Origin of the sequence: Burkholderia sp. Ax-1719, assembly GCF_011753055.1 — a bacterium.
GTDB lineage: Bacteria > Pseudomonadota > Gammaproteobacteria > Burkholderiales > Burkholderiaceae > Paraburkholderia.
Genome location: NZ_VWWJ01000007.1, coordinates 12,201 through 31,841, shown reverse-complemented (window position 1 = coordinate 31,841; position 19,641 = coordinate 12,201). Strand labels below are relative to the sequence as shown.

At 64.3% G+C, this 19,641-nt stretch carries 18 protein-coding genes; 7 read left to right on the top strand and 11 right to left on the bottom strand.

All coding sequences use genetic code 11. The features are described from left to right. Positions 1-23: 23 nt before the first annotated feature. The 8 genes from F3J17_RS15160 to F3J17_RS15125 all read right to left on the bottom strand — a co-directional run bounded on the left by F3J17_RS15160 (position 24) and on the right by F3J17_RS15125 (position 8,166). Positions 24-1,271: an arsenic transporter gene (locus tag F3J17_RS15160; RefSeq protein WP_167059836.1), complete on the bottom strand. Its 1,248-nt coding sequence runs from the start codon at positions 1,269-1,271 to the stop codon at positions 24-26. Further along, the gene (locus F3J17_RS15155; protein ID WP_167059833.1) at positions 1,268-2,500 is read right to left on the bottom strand and encodes an MFS transporter; all 1,233 of its coding nucleotides are present in this window, start codon (positions 2,498-2,500) and stop codon (positions 1,268-1,270) included. Before F3J17_RS15155 ends, F3J17_RS15160 begins: the two co-directional genes overlap by 4 nt. A 15-nt stretch (positions 2,501-2,515) precedes the next feature. Next, positions 2,516-3,067: a hypothetical protein gene (locus F3J17_RS15150; RefSeq protein ID WP_167059830.1), complete on the bottom strand. Its 552-nt coding sequence runs from the start codon at positions 3,065-3,067 to the stop codon at positions 2,516-2,518. A 45-nt stretch (positions 3,068-3,112) separates the two neighbouring features. Further along, on the bottom strand, positions 3,113-3,889 hold the full coding sequence (locus F3J17_RS15145; RefSeq protein WP_167059827.1) for a hypothetical protein: 777 nt from the start codon (positions 3,887-3,889) through the stop codon (positions 3,113-3,115). 147 nt (positions 3,890-4,036) lie between these two features. Then, entirely contained in the window at positions 4,037-5,407 is a 1,371-nt protein-coding gene (locus F3J17_RS15140) for a sigma-54 dependent transcriptional regulator (protein WP_167059824.1), read from the bottom strand. Next, complete coding sequence (locus tag F3J17_RS15135) at positions 5,392-6,876, bottom strand: HAMP domain-containing sensor histidine kinase (protein ID WP_167059821.1); 1,485 nt, start codon at positions 6,874-6,876, stop codon at positions 5,392-5,394. The genes F3J17_RS15140 and F3J17_RS15135 overlap by 16 nt, the downstream gene beginning before the upstream one ends. Before the next feature lie 224 nt (positions 6,877-7,100). Then, positions 7,101-7,385, bottom strand: a complete 285-nt coding sequence (locus F3J17_RS15130) for a hypothetical protein (RefSeq protein ID WP_167059818.1) — start codon at positions 7,383-7,385, stop codon at positions 7,101-7,103. Between the two features lie 376 nt (positions 7,386-7,761). Next, on the bottom strand, positions 7,762-8,166 hold the full coding sequence (locus F3J17_RS15125) for a rhodanese-like domain-containing protein (RefSeq protein ID WP_167059815.1): 405 nt from the start codon (positions 8,164-8,166) through the stop codon (positions 7,762-7,764). Between the two features lie 97 nt (positions 8,167-8,263). Between F3J17_RS15125 and ftrA the strand changes: the two genes are divergently transcribed. After that, positions 8,264-9,247 carry a transcriptional regulator FtrA gene (gene ftrA, locus F3J17_RS15120; protein WP_167059812.1) on the top strand — a complete coding sequence of 328 codons (984 nt, stop codon included), beginning with the start codon at positions 8,264-8,266 and terminating at the stop codon, positions 9,245-9,247. A gap of 31 nt (positions 9,248-9,278) precedes the next feature. On the opposite strand, the gene F3J17_RS15115 is transcribed toward ftrA, so the two are convergent. Continuing rightward, positions 9,279-10,286 carry an NAD(P)-dependent alcohol dehydrogenase gene (locus F3J17_RS15115; protein WP_167059809.1) on the bottom strand — a complete coding sequence of 336 codons (1,008 nt, stop codon included), beginning with the start codon at positions 10,284-10,286 and terminating at the stop codon, positions 9,279-9,281. 332 nt (positions 10,287-10,618) lie between these two features. Here F3J17_RS15115 and F3J17_RS15110 point away from each other — a divergent pair, with 332 nt between their 5' ends. Next, positions 10,619-11,995, top strand: coding sequence for an MFS transporter (locus F3J17_RS15110; protein WP_167059806.1), 1,377 nt, complete (start codon positions 10,619-10,621; stop codon positions 11,993-11,995). Between the two features lie 13 nt (positions 11,996-12,008). Here F3J17_RS15110 and F3J17_RS15105 read toward each other — a convergent pair whose 3' ends face one another. Then, a complete protein-coding gene (locus F3J17_RS15105) occupies positions 12,009-12,407 on the bottom strand; it encodes a DUF427 domain-containing protein (protein ID WP_167059803.1) in 399 nt (132 codons plus the stop codon). A 100-nt stretch (positions 12,408-12,507) separates the two neighbouring features. After that, entirely contained in the window at positions 12,508-13,350 is an 843-nt protein-coding gene (locus tag F3J17_RS15100; RefSeq protein ID WP_167059800.1) for a MetQ/NlpA family lipoprotein, read from the bottom strand. A 259-nt stretch (positions 13,351-13,609) separates the two neighbouring features. Between F3J17_RS15100 and F3J17_RS15095 the strand changes: the two genes are divergently transcribed. From F3J17_RS15095 to F3J17_RS15075, 5 genes are all read left to right on the top strand, one after another. Next, positions 13,610-15,163 (top strand): MFS transporter, encoded by a 1,554-nt coding sequence (locus tag F3J17_RS15095; RefSeq protein WP_167059797.1) that lies wholly within the window; start codon positions 13,610-13,612, stop codon positions 15,161-15,163. Between the two features lie 151 nt (positions 15,164-15,314). Further along, positions 15,315-16,577 (top strand): SfnB family sulfur acquisition oxidoreductase, encoded by a 1,263-nt coding sequence (locus F3J17_RS15090; protein WP_167059794.1) that lies wholly within the window; start codon positions 15,315-15,317, stop codon positions 16,575-16,577. A gap of 36 nt (positions 16,578-16,613) precedes the next feature. Then, complete coding sequence (locus tag F3J17_RS15085; RefSeq protein WP_167059791.1) at positions 16,614-17,867, top strand: SfnB family sulfur acquisition oxidoreductase; 1,254 nt, start codon at positions 16,614-16,616, stop codon at positions 17,865-17,867. An 11-nt stretch (positions 17,868-17,878) separates the two neighbouring features. Further along, positions 17,879-19,258: an LLM class flavin-dependent oxidoreductase gene (locus F3J17_RS15080; RefSeq protein ID WP_167059788.1), complete on the top strand. Its 1,380-nt coding sequence runs from the start codon at positions 17,879-17,881 to the stop codon at positions 19,256-19,258. 114 nt (positions 19,259-19,372) lie between these two features. Continuing rightward, on the top strand, positions 19,373-19,639 hold the full coding sequence (locus tag F3J17_RS15075) for a helix-turn-helix transcriptional regulator (protein WP_167059785.1): 267 nt from the start codon (positions 19,373-19,375) through the stop codon (positions 19,637-19,639). Positions 19,640-19,641 lie beyond the last annotated feature (2 nt).

Sequence of the window (19,641 nt, the reverse complement as noted above, 5' to 3'; positions counted from 1 at the left end):
TAGTCCTGCCATGCACTTCAGGCTCAGGCAATGAGCCTTGCCCACAGCGCCAGCGTGAGCGCCGGCAGCATGACGATAAAGCCGATCCTGAAAAACTGCATGAAACTGACTTCCTCGCCTTCGCGGCGAACTGCGGTGAGCCAGAGGATGGTGGCGAGCGAGCCGGTGATCGAGAAATTGGGACCCAGATCGACGCCAATCAGCAGGGCGTCAATGACGCGCTCCGGACTGTGCGCCTGAAAGGCGCTCGCGCTTGCAATGAGTCCGGCAGGCAGGTTGTTGATCGCGTTGCTCCCTAGCGCCACAGCCAGGCCCGACACCGCCGCCGTCGCCGGTGCGTTCTGCCGGGTCGCCAGCGCAAGCAGATGCGAGAGCCCGCCAATCACGCCCGTATGATCCAGCATCTCGACCAGCACAAACAGGCCAGCGACAAGCGGAAGCACGCTCCAGGAGATTGCTCTCACGAGTTCGACGGGAGATTGACGCTCGCGGATCAGGGTCACCGCAGCGGTAACCGTGCCAAGAATGGCGGTGGGCAATCCCAGTTGCAGGTCCAGAGCCGATACGACGAGCAGGGTGACCGCCGTCACACCGATGCCTGCCAGCGTTATCTTGCCATTCGTGCTCAGTCTCTCCACTGTCCGGCCACGCGCACACTTCCCTTTGAGGTCGTCGCGCTGTGTCCAGCGCAGCGCGACAAACGTTGCGGCGATCGACAGCACGGAAGGCAGCGCAAACCGGCTGATCCACAGACTCAGGGCTGGTGTGTGATTCGCGTAGAGCACCAGGTTGGCGGGATTCGAGATCGGCAGCACGAAGCTCGCCGCGTTGGCGATGAATGCGCACACATACAACAGCGGTAACGGTTTCGTCTGGGCTTTTTTCGCAGCGGCGAACACCGCCGGGGTGAGGACGACAGCCGCCGCATCGTTCGACAGGAAAGTCGTCACCACGACGCCCACCACGTACACCAGAAAAAACAGCCGCCGGGGTGAACCGCGCGCATGGTTGACGGCGAGCACCGCGATCCAGTCGAACAGCCCTTCGCGACGACCGAGTTCCGAAAGCAGCATCATGCCGATCAGGAAAAGGTAGACGTCCGCGCCCTTGCCAATTGCCTGCCACGCGAGGCTGGCAGGAAGCAGTCCGAGCATGACGAGTGTCAGCGCGCCGGCGACTGCCCAGATCGCTTCGGGCCAGCGAAATGGGCGCAGGATGACGCCGGCAGTGGCGGCGAAGGCAATGCTCCAGGAGAGCAGAACAGGATTCATGTTGTCAGAGGCGTATCGTTCGTGTTGTCGCAGTGACTGCCGCAGGCTTTCTTGAGCGTCGAACCACAGAAAATCCAGAGCGCGAGCGAACCGGTCGATACGGCGCCCAGCGCAAGAAAGGCGGTTGCGTAGCCAAAATGCTGGGCCAGCATGCCGCCGAGTGCAGGGCTAAGCGCCGCGCCCATCGCTTGCAGGGTCATGACGACGCCCTGGCCAACGTTGACGCGCCCCGTACCCTGCAGCAATCGCACGACCAATGCCGGCACCGCGACGCTTTGCAGGCCCGCGCCAATTCCGTCAAGCGCCTGAACCGGCCACACGCCCCATGCAGCGATAAACATCGCCGCGACGACTCCGCGCACGGGCAGCGCGAGAAAGGTGATCAGGATGACGCCCCAGTAGCCGATGCGTTGAATCAGGCGGTTCGCGAAACATGCGGCAATCAGCATGACGAGTTGCGCGATGACGATCGTCGCGGCGGTGAAGGCGTTCGGGTCTCCCTGATGGGCGGAGACCACGGCGAGCCCATAAAGCGGAAGCATTGCGGCATTGCCCAGATGGAATATCGCCAGCGACAAGGCAAGCAGGAGCAACGGGCGGCAGGTCAACAGCACGCGAAACCCGCTCGCTGGCTCATGCGCTGTCGGCGACGACGGCCCTGAGCCGCGCGCACTGTCATGATCGATCGCGCTGCGACGGATCAGCAGCGTCGAGATGACCGTCATCACGCCAAAAACGCCGGTAAGCACGAACACCGCACCGAATCCGTATTTCCATCCGAGCCAGCCCGAAAGCGCCGCGCCGACGACGTTGCCCGCATGGTTGGCCACCTGGTTGCGGCCGAACTGCCGGTCGAAGCCTGCTTCACGCACGATGCCAAGCGTCACGCCCGCGACCGCGGGCCCCAGCGCCGCGCCAGTCACGGCGGTAAAAATCTGCGAAGCAGCGACCATCCAGTAGCTGTGCGATATCCAGAGCGCGAGCGCTGCAAGCGTTGTCATCACTCCGGCGACGACGATGACGCCGCGTTTGTGATGCGTCGCGTCGATCAGCGCGCCAGCGGGCGATGTCGCGAGCATGCCGGCAATGCCGCCCACCGTCATGACCGTACCGATTGCCTGCGGGTGCCAGCCCTGCGCCTGCAAAAACACGCCGAGAAACGGGCCGATGCCAGCCTGCACATCGGCCATGAAGAAGTTCAGCGCTTCCAGCGCATAGTGCGGGTTCACGGGGCGCTCACCGCGTCAGGCTGGCAACGGCGCGTCGACGAGTTCAGCGATCTCGTCGACTTCGATCGTGCGCCCATGTCTGTTCCTGACGCCGCGTCCCCACGCCTGGACATGCGCGCCGGGCGCCAGATAGCTGGCCAGTTCGGCGGCCGCGTGCGGCGGCATGCGCAACGACGTGCCATCGTCGAGCAAGGCACCGCGCAGTTCGCCTTTCGGGCCGAACAGGGAAAGCACAACTTTGCCGGATGCTTCCATGGGTTTGCGCTCAATGTGCGGCTTCGGAGGCCTCTGCCCGTCATGGTGCGGACCTTCGTCGAGAATCAACACGCCGCTTTGGGTCGAGAGAGACACTGCGGCAAGCATGTTGGCGCCGCGAGGTTTCACTCCGCGGACCCGGACGACCTCGCCCGTTGCCACGTGCCGAGCCAGCTTGTTCGCGAGATGGGGAGGAAAGTGAACCTGCTGCGAATCGAGCACAAAGCCGTCGATTTCGCCGTGCGGGTTCAACAGGAAGCGCACGACTTTCCCGCGGATTTCAGGAAGGCTCTCAGGGTCGATCCAATGCATTGCGTTTCTCCTTGGTGAATGGCTGGGATTTGTCAGAAGGCGCGCTCAGGGCGCGGGTGGAAGACGGTCGTAGAGCGGGGAGAGGTTGCCAGGCGAGCCGAATGCTGTTGCCTGCAAGGCCGCGCCGTACTGGTTGCGCGTTCCGTAACCTCTGGCTGCGACTGTCGCGCCCGTTCTGACCAGTGCGGGGTACTGCTGGGCGATGGGAGGCGTGAGCTTGATCACCGTGCCGTCCGAGAGGATGACGCCGTCGGGCTCGCCGCGCGGCGCGCTGGTCACATACGCAACCTGCCCCTGTGCATCCATCGGGGACAGGCCCGCGCCACGCAGTTCGCGCGGCATCGGGCGCGCAGCCGCATCAGGTGCAGGCGGTTGATCGACGAGTTGCTCGCCGCTTCTTGTATCGGTGATGCGTTGGGCGTCAAGGCTCGCCTCTGAGTTTCGCCAGCCACTCACCTGTACCGCGTCGCCCTTGCGAACCGTCGCGGCAAGCTGGGCGCCCATGTGCGGTGGAAACCGGATCAGCAGACCTTCGCGGGTCAGAAAGCCGTCGACGTCGCCATCCGGATTGATCAGGAAGCGCGCGACAGTGACCTGTGCGGTGCTTCCGGTGGCAAGGCCGGGTAGTGGTGCAAGCGGTGCAAGCGGCGCTGCGCCCGGCGGACGCGCAATAGCTGCGCTGGGCGGTGGCGGGGGAACCGGTGTTGCTTCAGGTTGAGGCTGCGCCGCGCATCCGGCGCTCGCCAGGAGCAGGCTCGCGAGACACGTTGCGGCTGTGTGGCGCAGCACGACTGCGTGCGCCGGGTAGCGGGTCGATTGCATGATTCACTCCTTCGCGTGACGTGGAGTGTTCTGCAATGGCCATGCCATATCTGCGCGGTCGGTATTCCGGGCCTCTATGGCTCTGGACGGACGGCGACATGTCCAGAAACCGGACAGGATGTGTCCGGATTCGTGACAGCGATGCGCTCAGGCAGATGAGTCTCCCATGCCAAGTGCCGCCATCCGCGTGTAGAGCGACTGGCGGCTGATGCCGAGCCTGCGGGCGGCTTCTGCGCGATTGTCTCCGGCCGCAGCAAGCGCATGGGCGATGAGCGCACGTTCCAGCCGGGCCACGGCTTGCGCGAGGGGAAGCTCAAGGAGACTGGCAGGTATCGGATGATCCTTGCAGCCAATCGCCGCGCTCAGGAAGTCGAAGTCTTCGCGCGTCAGCACCGAACCCGGCGCGAGCGCGGCTGCGCGCTCGATCGCGTTGGCAAGTTCGCGGACGTTGCCTGGCCAGCTGAACGTGGCGAGAAGGCGCTGCGCGTCCGCCGAGAGATGTTTGCGCGCGGCATCGGTAGAGGTTGTCGCGAGAAAGTATTCGGCAAGCGGCAGGATATCGGCCACACGTTCGCGCAAGGGCGGCATGTGCAGCGGAATCACGTTGAGGCGAAACAGCAGATCCTGGCGAAAGTCCCCCGCATTCACCATCGATGCGAGATCACGATGGGTTGCCGCGACGAAGCGCACGTCTACATCGACGACCCGGTTGGTCCCAAGCGGCGTAATCTGGCGCTCCTGCAGCACGCGCAGGAGTTTGGCCTGCATGGTGAGCGGCATGTCGCCGACCTCATCGAGAAAGAGCGTGCCGCCGTGCGCTTCTTCGATGCGTCCGCGCCGCTCGCCGTGGGCACCCGTAAACGCGCCTCTGGCGTGCCCAAATAGCTCGCTTTCCAGCAGATCAGCAGGCACGGCCGCGCAGTTCACCGCAACAAAGGGGCCGCTCGCGCGCGCCGAAGCGCGATGCAGCACTTGAGCCGCGACTTCCTTGCCGGTGCCGGTTTCACCCGTGATGAGCACGGTGGCGTGGGTCCCCGCCGCGCGGCCCAGGCGCTTTTGCACGTCGCGCATGGTTTCGCTTACGCCGAGCAGGCGCGGCTCATGCGTTTTCACCTCGTCCCTGAACGTGTTCGCGGCGGCCGCTCGTGCCTGGACGGTCAGGATGCGTTCGAGCAGGGCGATGATCTCGTCGCGTCCGACGGGTTTGGTCAGGTGTTCAAAAGCGCCCAGGCGCATGGCGCCGATGGTGTTGTCGCTCGTCGCGTGTGCGGTCAGCATCACGACGGGAACGGCGCGTGATTGCGTTGCCTCGCGCAGCGTCTGCAGGACAGCGAGACCGTCCGCGCCGGGCAACCGGAAGTCGAGAAAGATGCAATCCGGCGTGGCGCGCTCGCGCAGCAAAGCAAATGCCTCTTCGCCGGAACGCGCCTCCAGCGCGTCATGGCCAAGATCCTGCACGGTTTCCGCGAGGCCTTCACGGAAGGCGTCGTCGTCGTCGATGATCAGTATGGTCGCCATGGCAGGTCAATCACAAAGCACGTGGTATGCGGATCGTCGGCAAGGAACGCCTGGCCGCCGTGCGCTTCGGCGATCTCGCGCACGACAGCAAGGCCAAGGCCCGAGCCATCCGGGCGGCCGGTGACAAACGGCTCGAAGATGCCTTTTCTTTCACTCGCCTTCACGCCTGGGCCGTTGTCTCTGACTTCGAAGCGAAGGCGCTCGCCGCCGTCCGCTTGCGTGTGCCGCGCCGCGACCTTCACGAAGCCGCCCGAAGGCGCATGCGACAGCGCGTTGACGATGAGATTGTCGAGCGCGCGCGCCATCTGCGCGGGATCGAAAACGGGCGGTGTCGCGGCGGTATCGAACTCGATGCGCAGTTCGATCTGGCGGTCCTCCGCACGGGATTCATGCACGACAATGATTTTGTCCAGCCACGCGCCTAAATCGACTTCGCGCGGATCGAGCGCAATGGGCTGCGTCAGCGCGAGCAGACTCGTCAGCTGCGATTCTATGCGGCCAACCTGCTCGATGATGATCTTCAACGCGGCTTCGCGGCGCGCTTCGTCGCCCGCAAGCGCATTCTCGGCCTTCAGGCGCATCGCGCCCGCAGGGTTGCGGATCTCATGGGCGATTTGCGCGGCCATTTTCCCGAGCACGCTGAAGCGTTCGGCGCGCGCGAGTTGAAGCGCCATCTCGCTCGCTTCGCGCTTCAGTCGTTCGGCGCGCTCGACATAGCGGTTGAGCGCTTCGACGATAGGGTCCAGGTCGCGTTCACCGAGCAGTTCAAGTTGCTTGCCTTGCTCGAATGCGCCGTTGGCCGCGAGCGCGCGTTCGAGGCGCGTCAGGTTACGCTTCCAGCGCCGGAAGGCGAGCGCGAGTAAAGAGGTCAGCACGACAATGAAAACGAGGATGCTTGCGAGGATCGTCGCTGCTTTCTCGCCGTAAGGACCAAGCGGCGGTCGCGCCCGAGTCAGCGTCCAGGCAATCAGGCCGGTATGGTGTGGGACCGGGCAGGCCACGGCAATCACGGCGTCCGCTCCGCTCGATACGTCGTCGGCCTTCATCTGGCCGGTCGCCGCCACGTTGTGCAGCGTGCGCAGAATGAGCGGGGTTTCGGCTTCGGGGATGTCGCGCTTGACGCCGCTGCCTTCGTAGGTAGGAAAAGCGTAAGCGAGGAAGCCGTTCGGCGTGTCCGATGCTGCCTCTTGAGTCCAGAAGCCGCCTTCGATTCCATCGGTGCGGATCAGGACAAGATCAAGCACGGCGTGCATGAGGTCGATGTTGGCTTCGCCGGGGCGCTGCATCGACGCATCGTAGCGGGACGCGACTGCCACGCACGCCGCCGCAGCCTGCTGCCTTGCGGATTCGACGCGCTCGCCGAGCGCAGACGACAAGGCCAGCCACACTGATGCAGCCAGCAGGCCGCAAAGCATGGCAACCAGAATCCAGAGCGCGAACAGTTGCGTGGCGAACGAATGTCTCGGCATGACGATCCAGCATGGTGAGTGGGCTCCGACTTGAAGCAAATTTCTCGCCACCCCACTGAAGTCAGTCGACACGGCGCTTCCGGGCCGCTTCCGGGCGGCCCGTTGATGGGCCGGGTTATTCGATTTCGATACTGCCAATTAAATCGGTCGTGAGATTGCGTTGAACGCAATGAGATCAAGGGACACGCCTGGCCGATGCGGCTAGACGTGTCCACGCGATCGCCTTATTGGTCCTTCGCGTCCTTCACGCGCGCATCAGCCTTTTCCTTGTCAGCGTCCGCTTGAGCATCGGTCTTTTCCTTGTCGGCCTTGGCCTGGGCGACGGCAGCTTTCTTGTCAGCCTTAGACTGCTCTTTCGCCGCTTTTTTATCTGCATGGGTGGCCGGTGTGGCCGAAGAATCCCCGTTCGTCTGGGCACAGGCTTCGCTGGTGAACGTCAAAGCGCCAGTGGCGCTCAAGACAAGCAGTGCGGCGCCGAGGACGCTTGCGAGATTGCGATTCGTCGACATATTTTCTCCGGATCTAGTTTGCGAGCATTTCAGACGAGCAAACGACATGCCGCTGCGGGTCTTCTGGGAAGAACTTCGGCAAGTGGTGGCGCAGGTGCTCGACGGCATATGGATTGCGCTTTTAGCTGGCTTGTTTTCCCGAGCCCACCCCGGAGCCACCCATGCCACACCGCAATCGTTCCCTTAGCAAGACCGCCGCGCAATCGAACACCCAGCCAGGCTCGGACGCCAAATCGCAAAGCCTCGAACCGTTTCGCGCACACGCCGACGGTTTGCCCCTTCTGCGCAACAAGAACGGGCGCCGTCTTCCTGAAGGGGCGACGCTCCAGGTGTTGCTTCAAGCTGGACCAGACCGCACTGACCGTGACAACTGGCTCTATGCCGCAGCGCTTTGGCTCAATTCAAACGCCTCATCCAGCCATCCTGTGATGCCGCCCGTCATGATCTTGACCGGGCGGCCGAGTTTCGCCAGCCGGATCGCGCCGCGCACCGCGCCGTTGCAGTGCGGGCCGGCGCAGTAAGTGACGAATAGCGTTTCAGGCGGATATCCGGCCAGCTTCGATTCCACGATCTTGCCGTGCGGCAGATTCACCGCGCCCGGCACATGGCCGCGTGCGAAGAGCGCCGGCCCGCGCACGTCGAGCAGCACGAAGTCGGGCGGGGCGGCGGCTGCGAGCGCGGCGTGGACATCGGCGCAATCGGTCTCGAACTTCAGCAACGCGCTGAAATGCGCGAGCGCGTCTTCGCTCGGCGCGGCGGGGATTTCGGATACGAACGACATGCCTGGCTCCTGGTTGTGGTGTCGATGGCTGTCATTCTCGTGCCCGCCCAGAAAGCGCGACAGTGGCGCGATTGCCAATCTCCGGTAACATCGCGCCATGTCCGATCCTGCACGCCAATCCGCCCATCTTGCGCATCTCGTCGTGGCGCTCGCCTACGACCGTCTCTGCACGTTCGAATTCGGGTGCGTGACCGAGCTGTTCGCGCTGGAGCGTCCCGAACTCGATGTGCCGTGGTATCGCTTCGCCGTCTGCGCCGCCGAGCGCGGGCCGTTACGCGCCGCTGGCGGCATTACCGTAACCGCGCCTTATACGCTGGCGATGCTCGATCGCGCGCAGACCATCGTGATTCCGGGCTGGCGCGATCCGGACGAACCGCCGCCCGAGGCCTTGCTGAAGAAGTTGCGTGCGGCCCATGCACGCGGTGCGCGGCTCTGCTCGATCTGCTCCGGCGTGTTCGTGCTGGCGGCGGCGGGCGTGCTGGATGGCAAGCGCGTGACCACGCACTGGCGCTACGCGCAGCGCCTGCAGCAGCGCTATCCCGAACTGCACGTCGAGCCCGACGCGCTTTATATCGACGAAGGTCAGGTGCTGACCTCGGCGGGTTCCGCGGCGGGCATCGACATGCTGCTGCATCTGGTGCGCCGCGACCACGGCGGCGCGGTGGCGAACCGCGTGGCGCAGCGGCTCGTCGTGCCGCCGCATCGCGAGGGCGGTCAGGCGCAGTTCGTGCCGCGCCCGATGCCGCGCGACGAGGCGGCCCCGCTTGCCAAGCTGATGGACTGGGTGCGCGAGAATCCGCGCATGGAACATAGCGTGGCGTCGCTGGCGGAGCGTGCGGCGATGAGCGCACGCACGCTGCAGCGGCATTTTCTCGACGCGACTGGCATGGGGCCGTACGCCTGGGTCGTGCGCGAGCGCGTGAGCATTGCGCGCGATCTGCTGGAATCGCGGCCCGACTTGCCGATGGATCGCGTGGCGGATCTTGCGGGCTTTGGCTCGGAGGAATCGCTCAGGCGGCATTTCCGCCGCATTGCGCTAACGAGTCCCGCCGCATATCGCGAGCAATTCGCGCGGCGCTGACGCGTTTATCCTCCGACTCACGATTAATCGATCAGTATTCCAGAACGATCTTGCCGAAGTGCCCACCGGCCTGCTGCAGCCGGAACGCGTCTCCGATCGCTTCAAGCGGGAACGAGCGGTCGATCACGGGCTTGACGCCGGTTGCGTCGATGGCGCGCACAAGATCGATCTGATGCTGCCGGCTGCCGACGATCAAACCCTGTAGACGCTGTTGCCGCCGCATCATCGTGCCAGTCGGTACGGGGCCTTCGATGCCGGTGAGCACGCCGATCAGCGCGATGTGTCCGCCCACGCGCGTCGCCAGAATCGATTGTTCGAGCGTGCCGGGACCGCCCACTTCGACCACATGATCGACGCCCCGTCCGTTGGTGTATTCGAGCACCTGGCGCGACCATTGGGGCTCGCGGCGATAGTTGATCAGATGGTCCGCGCCCAGCTTTCGTGCGCGTTCGAGTTTTTCGTCGGAGGACGAGGTGGCGATCACCGTCGCGCCCATCGCCTTCGCGTACTGCAGCGCGAAGACCGACACGCCGCCCGTGCCGAGCACGAGCACGGTTTCGCCCGCCTTCAATGCGCCGTCCACCACCAGTGCGCGCCACGCGGTCAAACCGGCTGTCGTGAGCGTGGCCGCTTCGGCGTGGGTGTAGCCGCGCGGGCTGTGGGTGAAGGCCGTGGCCGGTGCGACCACGGCTTCGCGCGCATAACCGTCCACGCCGTCACCGGGTGTGGCGGAGAAGTCGGGAATCGTCGGCGCGCCGTCCAGCCAGGGCGGGAAGAACGTCGAGACCACGTGATCGCCCACCGCGAATTCGGTCACGTCCGGTCCCACGGCTTCGACGACGCCCGCGCCGTCCGACATCGGAATCCGCCCATCGGCTGCGCCCATGCGACCGAGCACGACACCCAGGTCGTGGTAGTTCAGCGAACTGGCGTGCACGCGCACGCGGATTTCGCCTGCCTGCGGTTCGCCGGGCGCGGCCATATCGACGAGCTTGAGGTTGTCCAGGCCGGCGGGCGCGATCAGCTTGATGGCTTTCATTGGTGACTCCGGGAGAGATAAAGGCGCTAAAACGCCCAACAGACGAAGCATAGACGCGCCTTCGCTCTGCCTGCCGCGAGCAGGGCCACGTCGCAGGAATTGCGTCGTTTACTTTGGACGAAATGATTTGCTATTGACAAATAATTTATGCCACTCCTATGATGCGCCCACGGTCGTCAGAAAGTGACTGGCAAGCGGGATGGGTGCATGCTGCAACGCAGCATCGTCGTGCGAAGCGGGTCAGGATTGCCGTCGCCGACCTGAGCCTTCATCGGCCGGGTCGTTACAAAGGCGCATCAGACGCCGCTACCACATGGTTTGGAGACAGGCTCATGCCTCAATCGATCGTCACGGACTCTGCGTCCGAGTCTGCGTTCGCCCTTAACGCCACCGCAGCGCCAGCCCAGGCGTCGAATGCCGCCGATGACCTGCTGTATCGCAAGGTCGCCTGGCGCGTCATCCCGTTTTTGTTCCTCTGCTACGTCGTGTCGTTTCTCGACCGCATCAACATTGGCTTCGCGCAATTGCAGATGAAGCACGATCTTGGCTTCAGCGATGCGATGTACGGCCTGGGCGCGGCCGTGTTCTACGTCGGCTACGTGCTGTGCGAAGTGCCCAGCAACTTGCTGCTGGCGCGTTTCGGCGCTCGCCGCACCTTCATGCGGATCATGCTGCTGTGGGGCATCGCCTCAACCTGCATGATGTTCGTGCATGCGCCCACGCACTTCTACGCGCTGCGTTTCCTGCTGGGCGTGTTCGAGGCGGGCTTCTTTCCCGGCATCGTGCTTTATCTGACCTACTGGTTCCCGCCGCGCCGTCGCGCCGCGGTGTTCTCGATCTTTTTTGCGGGCGTGGCCGTGGCCGGCGTGCTGGGCGGACTGATTTCCGGCTGGATCATGCGCGATCTGAATGGCGCGATGGGGCTTGAAGGCTGGCGCTGGATGTTTGCGATCGAAGGCCTGCCCGCCGTGCTGCTCGGGCTGATGGCTGCGTTCAAGCTCGTGGACGGCCCCGCGCAGGCGCGCTGGCTGAGCGATACGGAAAAAGCGCATCTGATCGCCCAGCGCGATGGCGATACCGCGCACGACAGCAAGCCGCACGCGCATTCGTCGCGCGCATTCCTCGCTGCGTTGGGCAATCCGCGCGTCTATCTGTTCGCGTTCATCTATTTTTCGCTGACCTGCGCCTCGCTCACGCTGAACTTCTGGATGCCGCTGATGATCCGCGACTTCGGCGTGCATGACGTACTCGCGATCAGCCTGTACACGGTGATTCCGAACGCGGTGGGCGCGGTGGGGCTGATGTTGATTGCGCGCCGCTCGGACCGTCGCGGCGAGCGCCGCTGGCATTTCGCGGCCTGCACGATCGGCGGCGGCATCGCGCTGACTTTGCTCACGCTGCATCTGGCGAGCTTTGCCGCGATGATGGCGATTCTGTCGCTCGCCGCCGTGCTGATCTTTGCCGCGCTGCCGATTTTCTGGGCCGTGCCGCCCGCGTATCTTTCCGGCAAATCGGCGGCGGGTGGCATCGCGCTAATCAGCAGTATCGGCATCACCAGCGGCATCGTGAGTCCGTGGGTAATCGGTCTCATCAAGACGCACACGGGTAGCATGGATAACGCGCTTTACGCGCTCGCCGCGTTGCTGGCGGTGAGCGGCGTGGCGTTACTTCTGGGCGTGCCGGCTGCTGGGCGAACCGCGCGTCGATAAACGGCGTGCGTGCTCAGTCAGGCAGTTCTTCGATCGAATCCACGCGGTCTGGATAAAACGCCAGATGATACTTGATCTGTGCGACGGCGTCGTAAGGCGCTTCGTAGGTCCAGATCGCGTTGATCGAGCGCTCGCCACCGGGCGCGATCGAGTAGTAAGAGGCGTCGCCCTTGTAGGGACAGTAGGTGCTGTGATCGGTGCGCGCAAGCAGGGCCATGTCGGCGTCTTCGCGCGGGATGTAGGTCACGCCGGGGTAGCTGGCTTCGCGCAGCGTCAGCGCGCGGCGCGTATCGGCGACGATCTTGCCCGCCACTTTCACGACCACGCGCGACGGATTGCGCTCGATCGTAATGGGATGGTCGGGGCCGGGGATTTTGACGGTTTTGCTAGCTTTGGCGGCATCGGCGGTCATGGTGGCGTTCCTTTGCGTTCGGCTGGAAACGCAACGTTACACCCGTGGCCGCTTTCACGCTGAAGTCGCGCTGAAAGCGGCCACGCCCGCGACCGATGCGTTATTGCTGAGGCGCGCCGTTCCAGGCGGGCAGGGTCGTGCCGTGATAAACCGCCAGAATCTTCTGCGCGACATTGGCCTGCTGATAGCTCGCGACCAGATCGCGCACCCACGGCGCGTTGGCGTCTTTCTCGTTGACGGCGATAAAGTTGCGATACGGGCTGCCGTCCACCTTTTCCTGCGCAATGCGTTCCTGAGGAATGCGGATGCCGGCCTTGACGGCCCAGTCGGTATTGACCACGGCGGCGTCCAGGTCGCCGATGGCGCGTCCGACGATACCGGCGTCAAGCTCCTTGATCTTCAACTGCTTCGGATTGCTTGCAATGTCGCGAGCCGTCGGCAGCAGACCGACGTTGTCGCGCAGCTTGATCAGCCCATACGATTGCAGCAGCAACAGCGAACGGCCTTCGTTGCTGGGATCGTTCGGCACGCCGATGGTCGCGCCGCTCGGCAGTTCGGCGACCGAATGATGCTTGCGCGAATACAGGCCGATCGGCTGCACGTAGGTGAAGCCCACGGGCACGATGGCGTAGTGGCGCGCGTTGATCTGCGCATCCAGATACGGCTTGTGCTGGAACGAGTTGGCGTCCAGATCGTGTTGCGAAAGCGCTTCGTTAGGCTGCGTGTAGTCGGAGAACGTCGTCACCTTGACGTCGATGCCGTGCTGCGCGGCGTTGGCGGCGACCACGCGCCAGACGTCCTCGTCCTCGCCCGACATGATGCCCACGCGCACCGTATGCTGCGCCGCTGCGGCGGACTGGCCGAACGGCACCAGTGCCGCGCCCGCGATCAGCGCGATGGAGGCCAGCCCCGATGCCAGCAGTGTTCTCTTGTTCTTGTTCATATCCGTGTGACCGTCACGTGGTGAAAGATGGGGCGATGCTAGGGCGTGCCCGCGTTGCCGCCAAACAATTTCGCGCGCGTTGGTTATCGCACGGATTGTCATAAGCTTTTCACGCCACGTGGAAAACGCCTTTGCACAAGGCGCTTTCTGCTAAACGATGGTTTCCGCGATTTGCGCAAAGCATATGTGAAAACGTCGCTTTGACGGCTGCGATGCGCTGTCTACGATGCAGCGGATGCTATCTGGATGGGTTTCGCTTATGTCGACCATTGCTGTTCCTCCTCACGAATCCGCGTTCGGCGCGCGCGCCGCTGACGCAACAACTCACGCCGTGATCCGCTCCGCTGAAGACGTCGCGCGTCTCGTCAACGCCGGACCGACCCAGGGCACGAAAACGCGCGCGGTGATCGCCATCGCATTAGGCGGCGTGTTTCTCGATGCCTACGATCTCACTTCGCTCGCCTATGGCGTGAAGGACATCGCACGCCAGTTCGCACTCACGCCGGCGCAGGTCGGGCTGGTGTCCGCTGCGATCACCTTCGGCGCGATTCTGGGCGCGCTGTTCGGCGGCTATCTGACCGATCGCATCGGTCGATATCGTGTCTTCATGGCCGACATGCTGTTCTTCGTCGTGGCGGCGATCATCGCGGGCCTCGCGCCCAATGCGTGGGTGCTGGGCGGCGCGCGCTTTCTGATGGGCTTCGGCGTGGGGCTGGATCTGCCGGTGGCGATGGCCTTTCTCGCCGAGTTCTCGCGCGTGGCGGGGCGCGGCAACAAGGCGGCGAGCGTCGCGGCCTGGTGCCCCGCCTGGTATGCGGCCACCAGCACCTGCTATCTGCTGATCCTCGGTCTCTACGCGATCCTGCCCGCGCATCACACGGACTGGCTGTGGCGGCTGACGCTTGCCTTCGGCGCGGTGCCCGCGATCGTCATCATTCTGGTGCGCCGCCGCTATATCAGCGAATCGCCGGTGTGGGCTGCGAATCAGGGCGACCTCGACGAAGCGGCGCGCATTCTCAAACGTTCGTGGGGCATCGATGCCGTGGTCGAACGTCCCGCCGATCAAACCGCGGCGCAAGCCCAGGCCGCCGTCGCGCCGCGCGCAACGTGGCGCAATTACGGCGTGCTGTTCAACGCCACCTATCGCCGCCGCACGATTCTCGCGGCGGCTATCGGTGCGGCGTCGTCGTTCGGCTATAACGCGATCATCTTTGGCCTGCCTGTGATCATCGCGAGTTTCCTGAAGCAGGGGCCGCTGACGACCATCGTCGCGTCGCTGCTGCTCAATCTGCTGTTTGCGTTCGTGGGCGGGCTGATCGGTGTGCGCACCGCGCCGACGGTAGGCGCGTGGAAGATGACGGTGCTCGGCCATAGCTTGCAGGTGATTGCGTTGGTGGGTCTCGCACTGATCGGCCATCCGTCGAGCAGTGCTTTTGTCGTGCTCGCCATTCTTCTGCTTGGGGCGTATCTGTTTGGGCAAGGTTTTGGGCCGGGTTCGCATTCGATGACTTACGCGTCGCTCAGTTATCCGACTTCGCTGCGCGGTATCGGCGTGGGTTTCAATCAGACGCTGGTGCGTTCGTCTTCCACCGTATCGCTGTTTTTGTTCCCGGTATTGGCCGCGGCGCTCGGCACCAAAGTGTTCTGGGTGATTGCGATCGCGCCGTTCACATCGTTGCTCGTGCTGCTGGCGATCCGCTGGGAGCCGTCGGGCTATGACATCGACAGCGAAGACTATGGCGATGCCGCCGCCGCGCGTCATGCACACGCAAAGGCGAACGCCGACGAATGCCCCGCATGCATGCGCGCATAGCCGATAACGTCATATGCAATCGCAGAAAAACTAGTAGGGGATTGGAGTTCGCACTGTTCAAATGCCTGGAAGGACCCGCGTTTAAGCGTCGATATCAAGCGGTATCGCACGCGGGACGCCAATCAGGTTAGTCAGGTCAGTTCGAATCGCCATGCCCACTAGTGATCACTCCAACGCCGCGGCGCGTGTGCCGCAGCTACCCGATCCGCGCCGAGTCAGGCGCATTGCCAACGACGCCCAGGCGCTCGAAGCGGCGCGCCTGCTCGCGCAATCCGTTGCATCCAGCGCTTCGCAGCGCGACCGCGAACGCGCGCTGCCGTGGGACGAACTTGAGCGCTGGTCCGAAAGCGGGCTGGGCGCGATTACCGTGCCGCGCGAATACGGCGGTGCGGAAGTTTCGTACGCCACGCTCGCCGAAGTGTTCGTGATTCTCTGCGCAGCCGATCCTGCATTCGGCCAGATTCCGCAAAATCATTTCGGTGTGCTGGGGTTATTGCGCGAAAGCGGTTCGCCCGCACAAAAGGCGCGTCTGTTTGGCGAGGCGCTGGCGGGGCATCGCTTCGGCAACGCCGGACCGGAACGCCGCTCGGCCGCTTCGCCCACGATCCTGCAGGGCGCCACGCGTCTCTCTTCGACCGCCGATGGCCTGCGTCTGAACGGCGAGCGTTTCTACTCGACGGGCGCCTTGTTCGCGCATCGCGTGCCAACCCGCGCCACCGACGACGAAGGCCGCGCCGTGCAGGTCTGGGTGCCGCGCGACGCAGCCGGTCTCACGGTGATCGACGACTGGAGTTCTTTCGGCCAGCGCACCACGGCCAGCGGCACGGTGCGCTTCGACAACGTCGCCATCGACCCGCAAGACGTGTTGCCGCTCTGGCAACTCGCGGATCAGCCCGGTCTTTTCGGTCCCACTTCGCAGATCATTCAGGCCGCCATCGATCAAGGCATCGCTCAGGCGGCGATTGCCGACGCCATCGCCTTCGTGCGTGATCGCGCGCGTCCGTGGATGGACTCGGGCGTGGCGCGAGCCGCGGACGATCCTTACATCATCGCCGATATCGGCCGTCTGCAAATCGATCTGCACGCCGCGCATGAGGTGCTGCTCGACGCGGGGCGTTTGCTCGATGAACTCGCCGTGGAGCGCTTCAGCAACGGGCTGAGCGAGAAAGCCAGTGCGCGCGCTTCGGTGGCGGTGGCGGCGGCGAAAGTGCTGACCACGCGCATCGCGCTCGAAGCGAGCGAAAAGCTGTTCGAACTCGCGGGTTCGTCGGCGACGCGCGCGGCGCACAACCTCGACCGCCACTGGCGCAATGCGCGTACGCATACGCTGCACGATCCGGTGCGCTGGAAACTGCATCTGCTGGGCAACTATCACCTGAATGGCGCGCTGCCCGCACGTCATTCGTGGAATTGAACAGGCCTTGGACAGAATTCGATCGGGAAAAGAAGCATGAATGTCGATATTTCTCCAGCGCTGCTGGAGCGCGGCGGCGAGCCGCCAGCGCACGCACCCAAACAAGTCCCCGCACGCGTCGAAAGCGATGCGCAGGCCGTCGCCGTAGCGCAGCGCCTGGCCGATGATTTCGCGCAGGAAGCCGCGTTGCGCGACCGCGAACGCCGTTTGCCCTGGGCAGAGCTCGACGCCTTCGTCGCAAGCGGCCTCTGGGCGATTACCGTGCCGCGCGAATTCGGCGGCGCAGGCGTGAAAAACGGCACGCTGGCCGAGGTCACGGCGACCATCGCGGCGGCAGACGGCTCGCTTGGGCAGATTCCACAGAATCACTTCTACGCGCTCGAAGTGCTGCGCGTGGGCGGCAGCGAGGCGCAGAAGCGCTTCTTCTACGACCGCGTGCTGGCCGGCGAACGCTTCGGCAACGCGCTGGCGGAGATCGGCCACAAGGATTTCATGCGTCGCACGCGGCTCTCGCGCGATGCACAGGGCTGGCGCATCGACGGGCGCAAGTTCTATTGCACCGGCGCGCTCTACGCGCACTGGATTCCGACGCTGGTGGTGAGCGAAGAGGCGGGGCGCGACGTCACGTATCTCGTGTTCGTGCCGCGCGTAGCCGACGGCGTGACGATCACCGACGACTGGGACGGCTTTGGCCAGCGCGTGACCGGCAGCGGATCGGTGCAGTTCGATGGCGTGCGCGTGGAGCCCGAATGGATCGTGCCGTTCCAGACTTCGTTTGAGCGCGCGACCACCATCGGCCCGCTCGCGCAGATCATCCATGCGGCGATCGATCTGGGCCAGGCGCGCGGCGCGTTCGAGGCGGCGCTGCGTTTCGTGCGCGAACGCTCGCGTCCGTGGATCGACGCGAAGGTCGAGCGTGCCGCCGACGATCCGCTCACCATCGCGCTGTTCGGCGATCTGTCCGCGCGTCTGAGTGCCGCCGAGGCGCTGGTGCGCCGCGCAGGCCGCTTCGTGGATGCCGCGCAGGCCGCGCCCGATGAGCAATCGGTCGCGCAAGCCTCGATTGCCGTCGCCGAGGCGCGCGCGCTCACCACGACGATTTCGCTCGACGCCGGTTCGCGCCTGTTCGAACTGGCGGGCACGGCGGCAACGCTCGACGGTCTGGGCCTCGACCGATTCTGGCGCAATGCGCGCACGCACACGCTGCACGATCCGGTGCGCTGGAAGTATCACGCGATCGGCAACTTCTATCTGAACGATGCGCTGCCGCCGCGCCACGGCGCTTTGTGAGGTCCGCAACCATGGCAAAAACGAACAAAAAGACGCTCCTGCTCAACGCGTTCAACATGAATTGCGTGGGCCATATCAATCACGGCTTGTGGACGCATCCGCGCGACCAGTCGGCGGATTACCGCAAGATCGCCTACTGGACCGATCTTGCGCGCACGCTCGAACGCGGGCTGTTCGACGGCTTGTTTCTTGCCGATATCGTCGGCGTCTACGATGTCTATCAGCGCAATGTCGATGTGACGCTGCGCGAGTCGATCCAGTTGCCCGTGAACGATCCCACGCTGCTCGTGCCGGCGATGGCAGCGGTCACGCAACATCTGGGTTTCGGCGTGACGGTCAATCTCAGCTATGAGGCGCCGTATCTGCTGGCGCGGCGCTTTTCCACGCTCGATCATCTGACGCAGGGGCGTATCGGCTGGAATATCGTGACCGGCTATCTGGATAGCGCGGCGCGGGCGATGGGCGTGTCGGAGCAGTTGCCGCACGACGAGCGTTACGAGCGCGCCGACGAATACCTCGACGTGCTCTACAAGCTCTGGGAAGGCAGTTGGGAAGCCGATGCGGTGCTGCGCGACAAGGCCGCGCGCGTGTATGCGGATCCGGCGAAGGTGCATCGCGTGCAGCATGCGGGGCGCTATTACAACGTGGATGGCTACCATCTGGCCGAGCCTTCGCCGCAGCGCACGCCGGTGCTGTTCCAGGCGGGCAGTTCGGGGCGCGGGCAGCGCTTCGCCGCGCGTCACGCCGAATGCGTGTTCATCTCGCCGCCCAATCGTGCGGTGGGGCGCGAGACGGTGCGCGCGCTGCGCGAGCAACTGGTGCGCGCCGGCCGGCGTCCCGACGACGTCAAGGTGTTCGTCGGCGCGGCGGTGGTGACGGGCGCGACCGAGCGCGAGGCGCACGAGAAGTACGCGGACTATCGGCGTTATGCGAGCCGCGAGGCGGGGCTGGCGCATTTCGCGGCGAGCACGGGTATCGACTACGCGCAGTACGATCTGGACGAGCCGGTTGATTACACGCCGGGCAATGCCATCGAATCGGCCACGCGCACGGCGAAGCAGCACGGCTGGACGCGTCGCTCGCTGCTGGAGATGTTCGAGCTGGGCGGGCGGTATCCGGCAATCGTCGGCACGCCGGCCCAGGTCGCCGACGAGTTGCAGGCCTGGGTCGATGAGGCCGATGTGGACGGTTTCAATCTGAGCCGCACGGTGGTGCCCGAAAGCTACGAGGATTTTGTCGATCTGATCGTGCCCGAATTGCAGGATCGCGGCATCTATAAGACTGCGTACGAGGAGGGCACGCTGCGACAGAAGCTGTTTGGGGAGGGTGATACGCTTGCGCAGCGGCACACAGGCGCGTCGTTCCGGCGGGAGGCGGTGGCGTCGGCCTGATCTACCGATCAGCATTATCGGTATCAGTGATATTTCCTGTTTATGCGTGTCAGCGATATTGCTTAAATATCGTCTACAGGCATATACTCGTTTTATGCTTTACAGGAATATCGCATGAAGATCATCGTCCACACGCCGGCGGGGCTTGCCGAGATCCTGCATTCGGCCAGAAAAGAGTGCGGCCTGACCCAGACACAGGCTGCGGCGAAGCTTGGCATCGGCCAGCCGCGCCTGTCCGCGCTCGAAACCACCGGCACGGCCAGCATCTCGCTCGAACAGATGCTCGCGCTGTTCGCGCTCTACGATCTCGAACTGTGCGTGCAGACGCGCCATCACGACGCGCCGCAATACGAGGTCCGCGAAGACCAGCCGGAGTGGTAGCC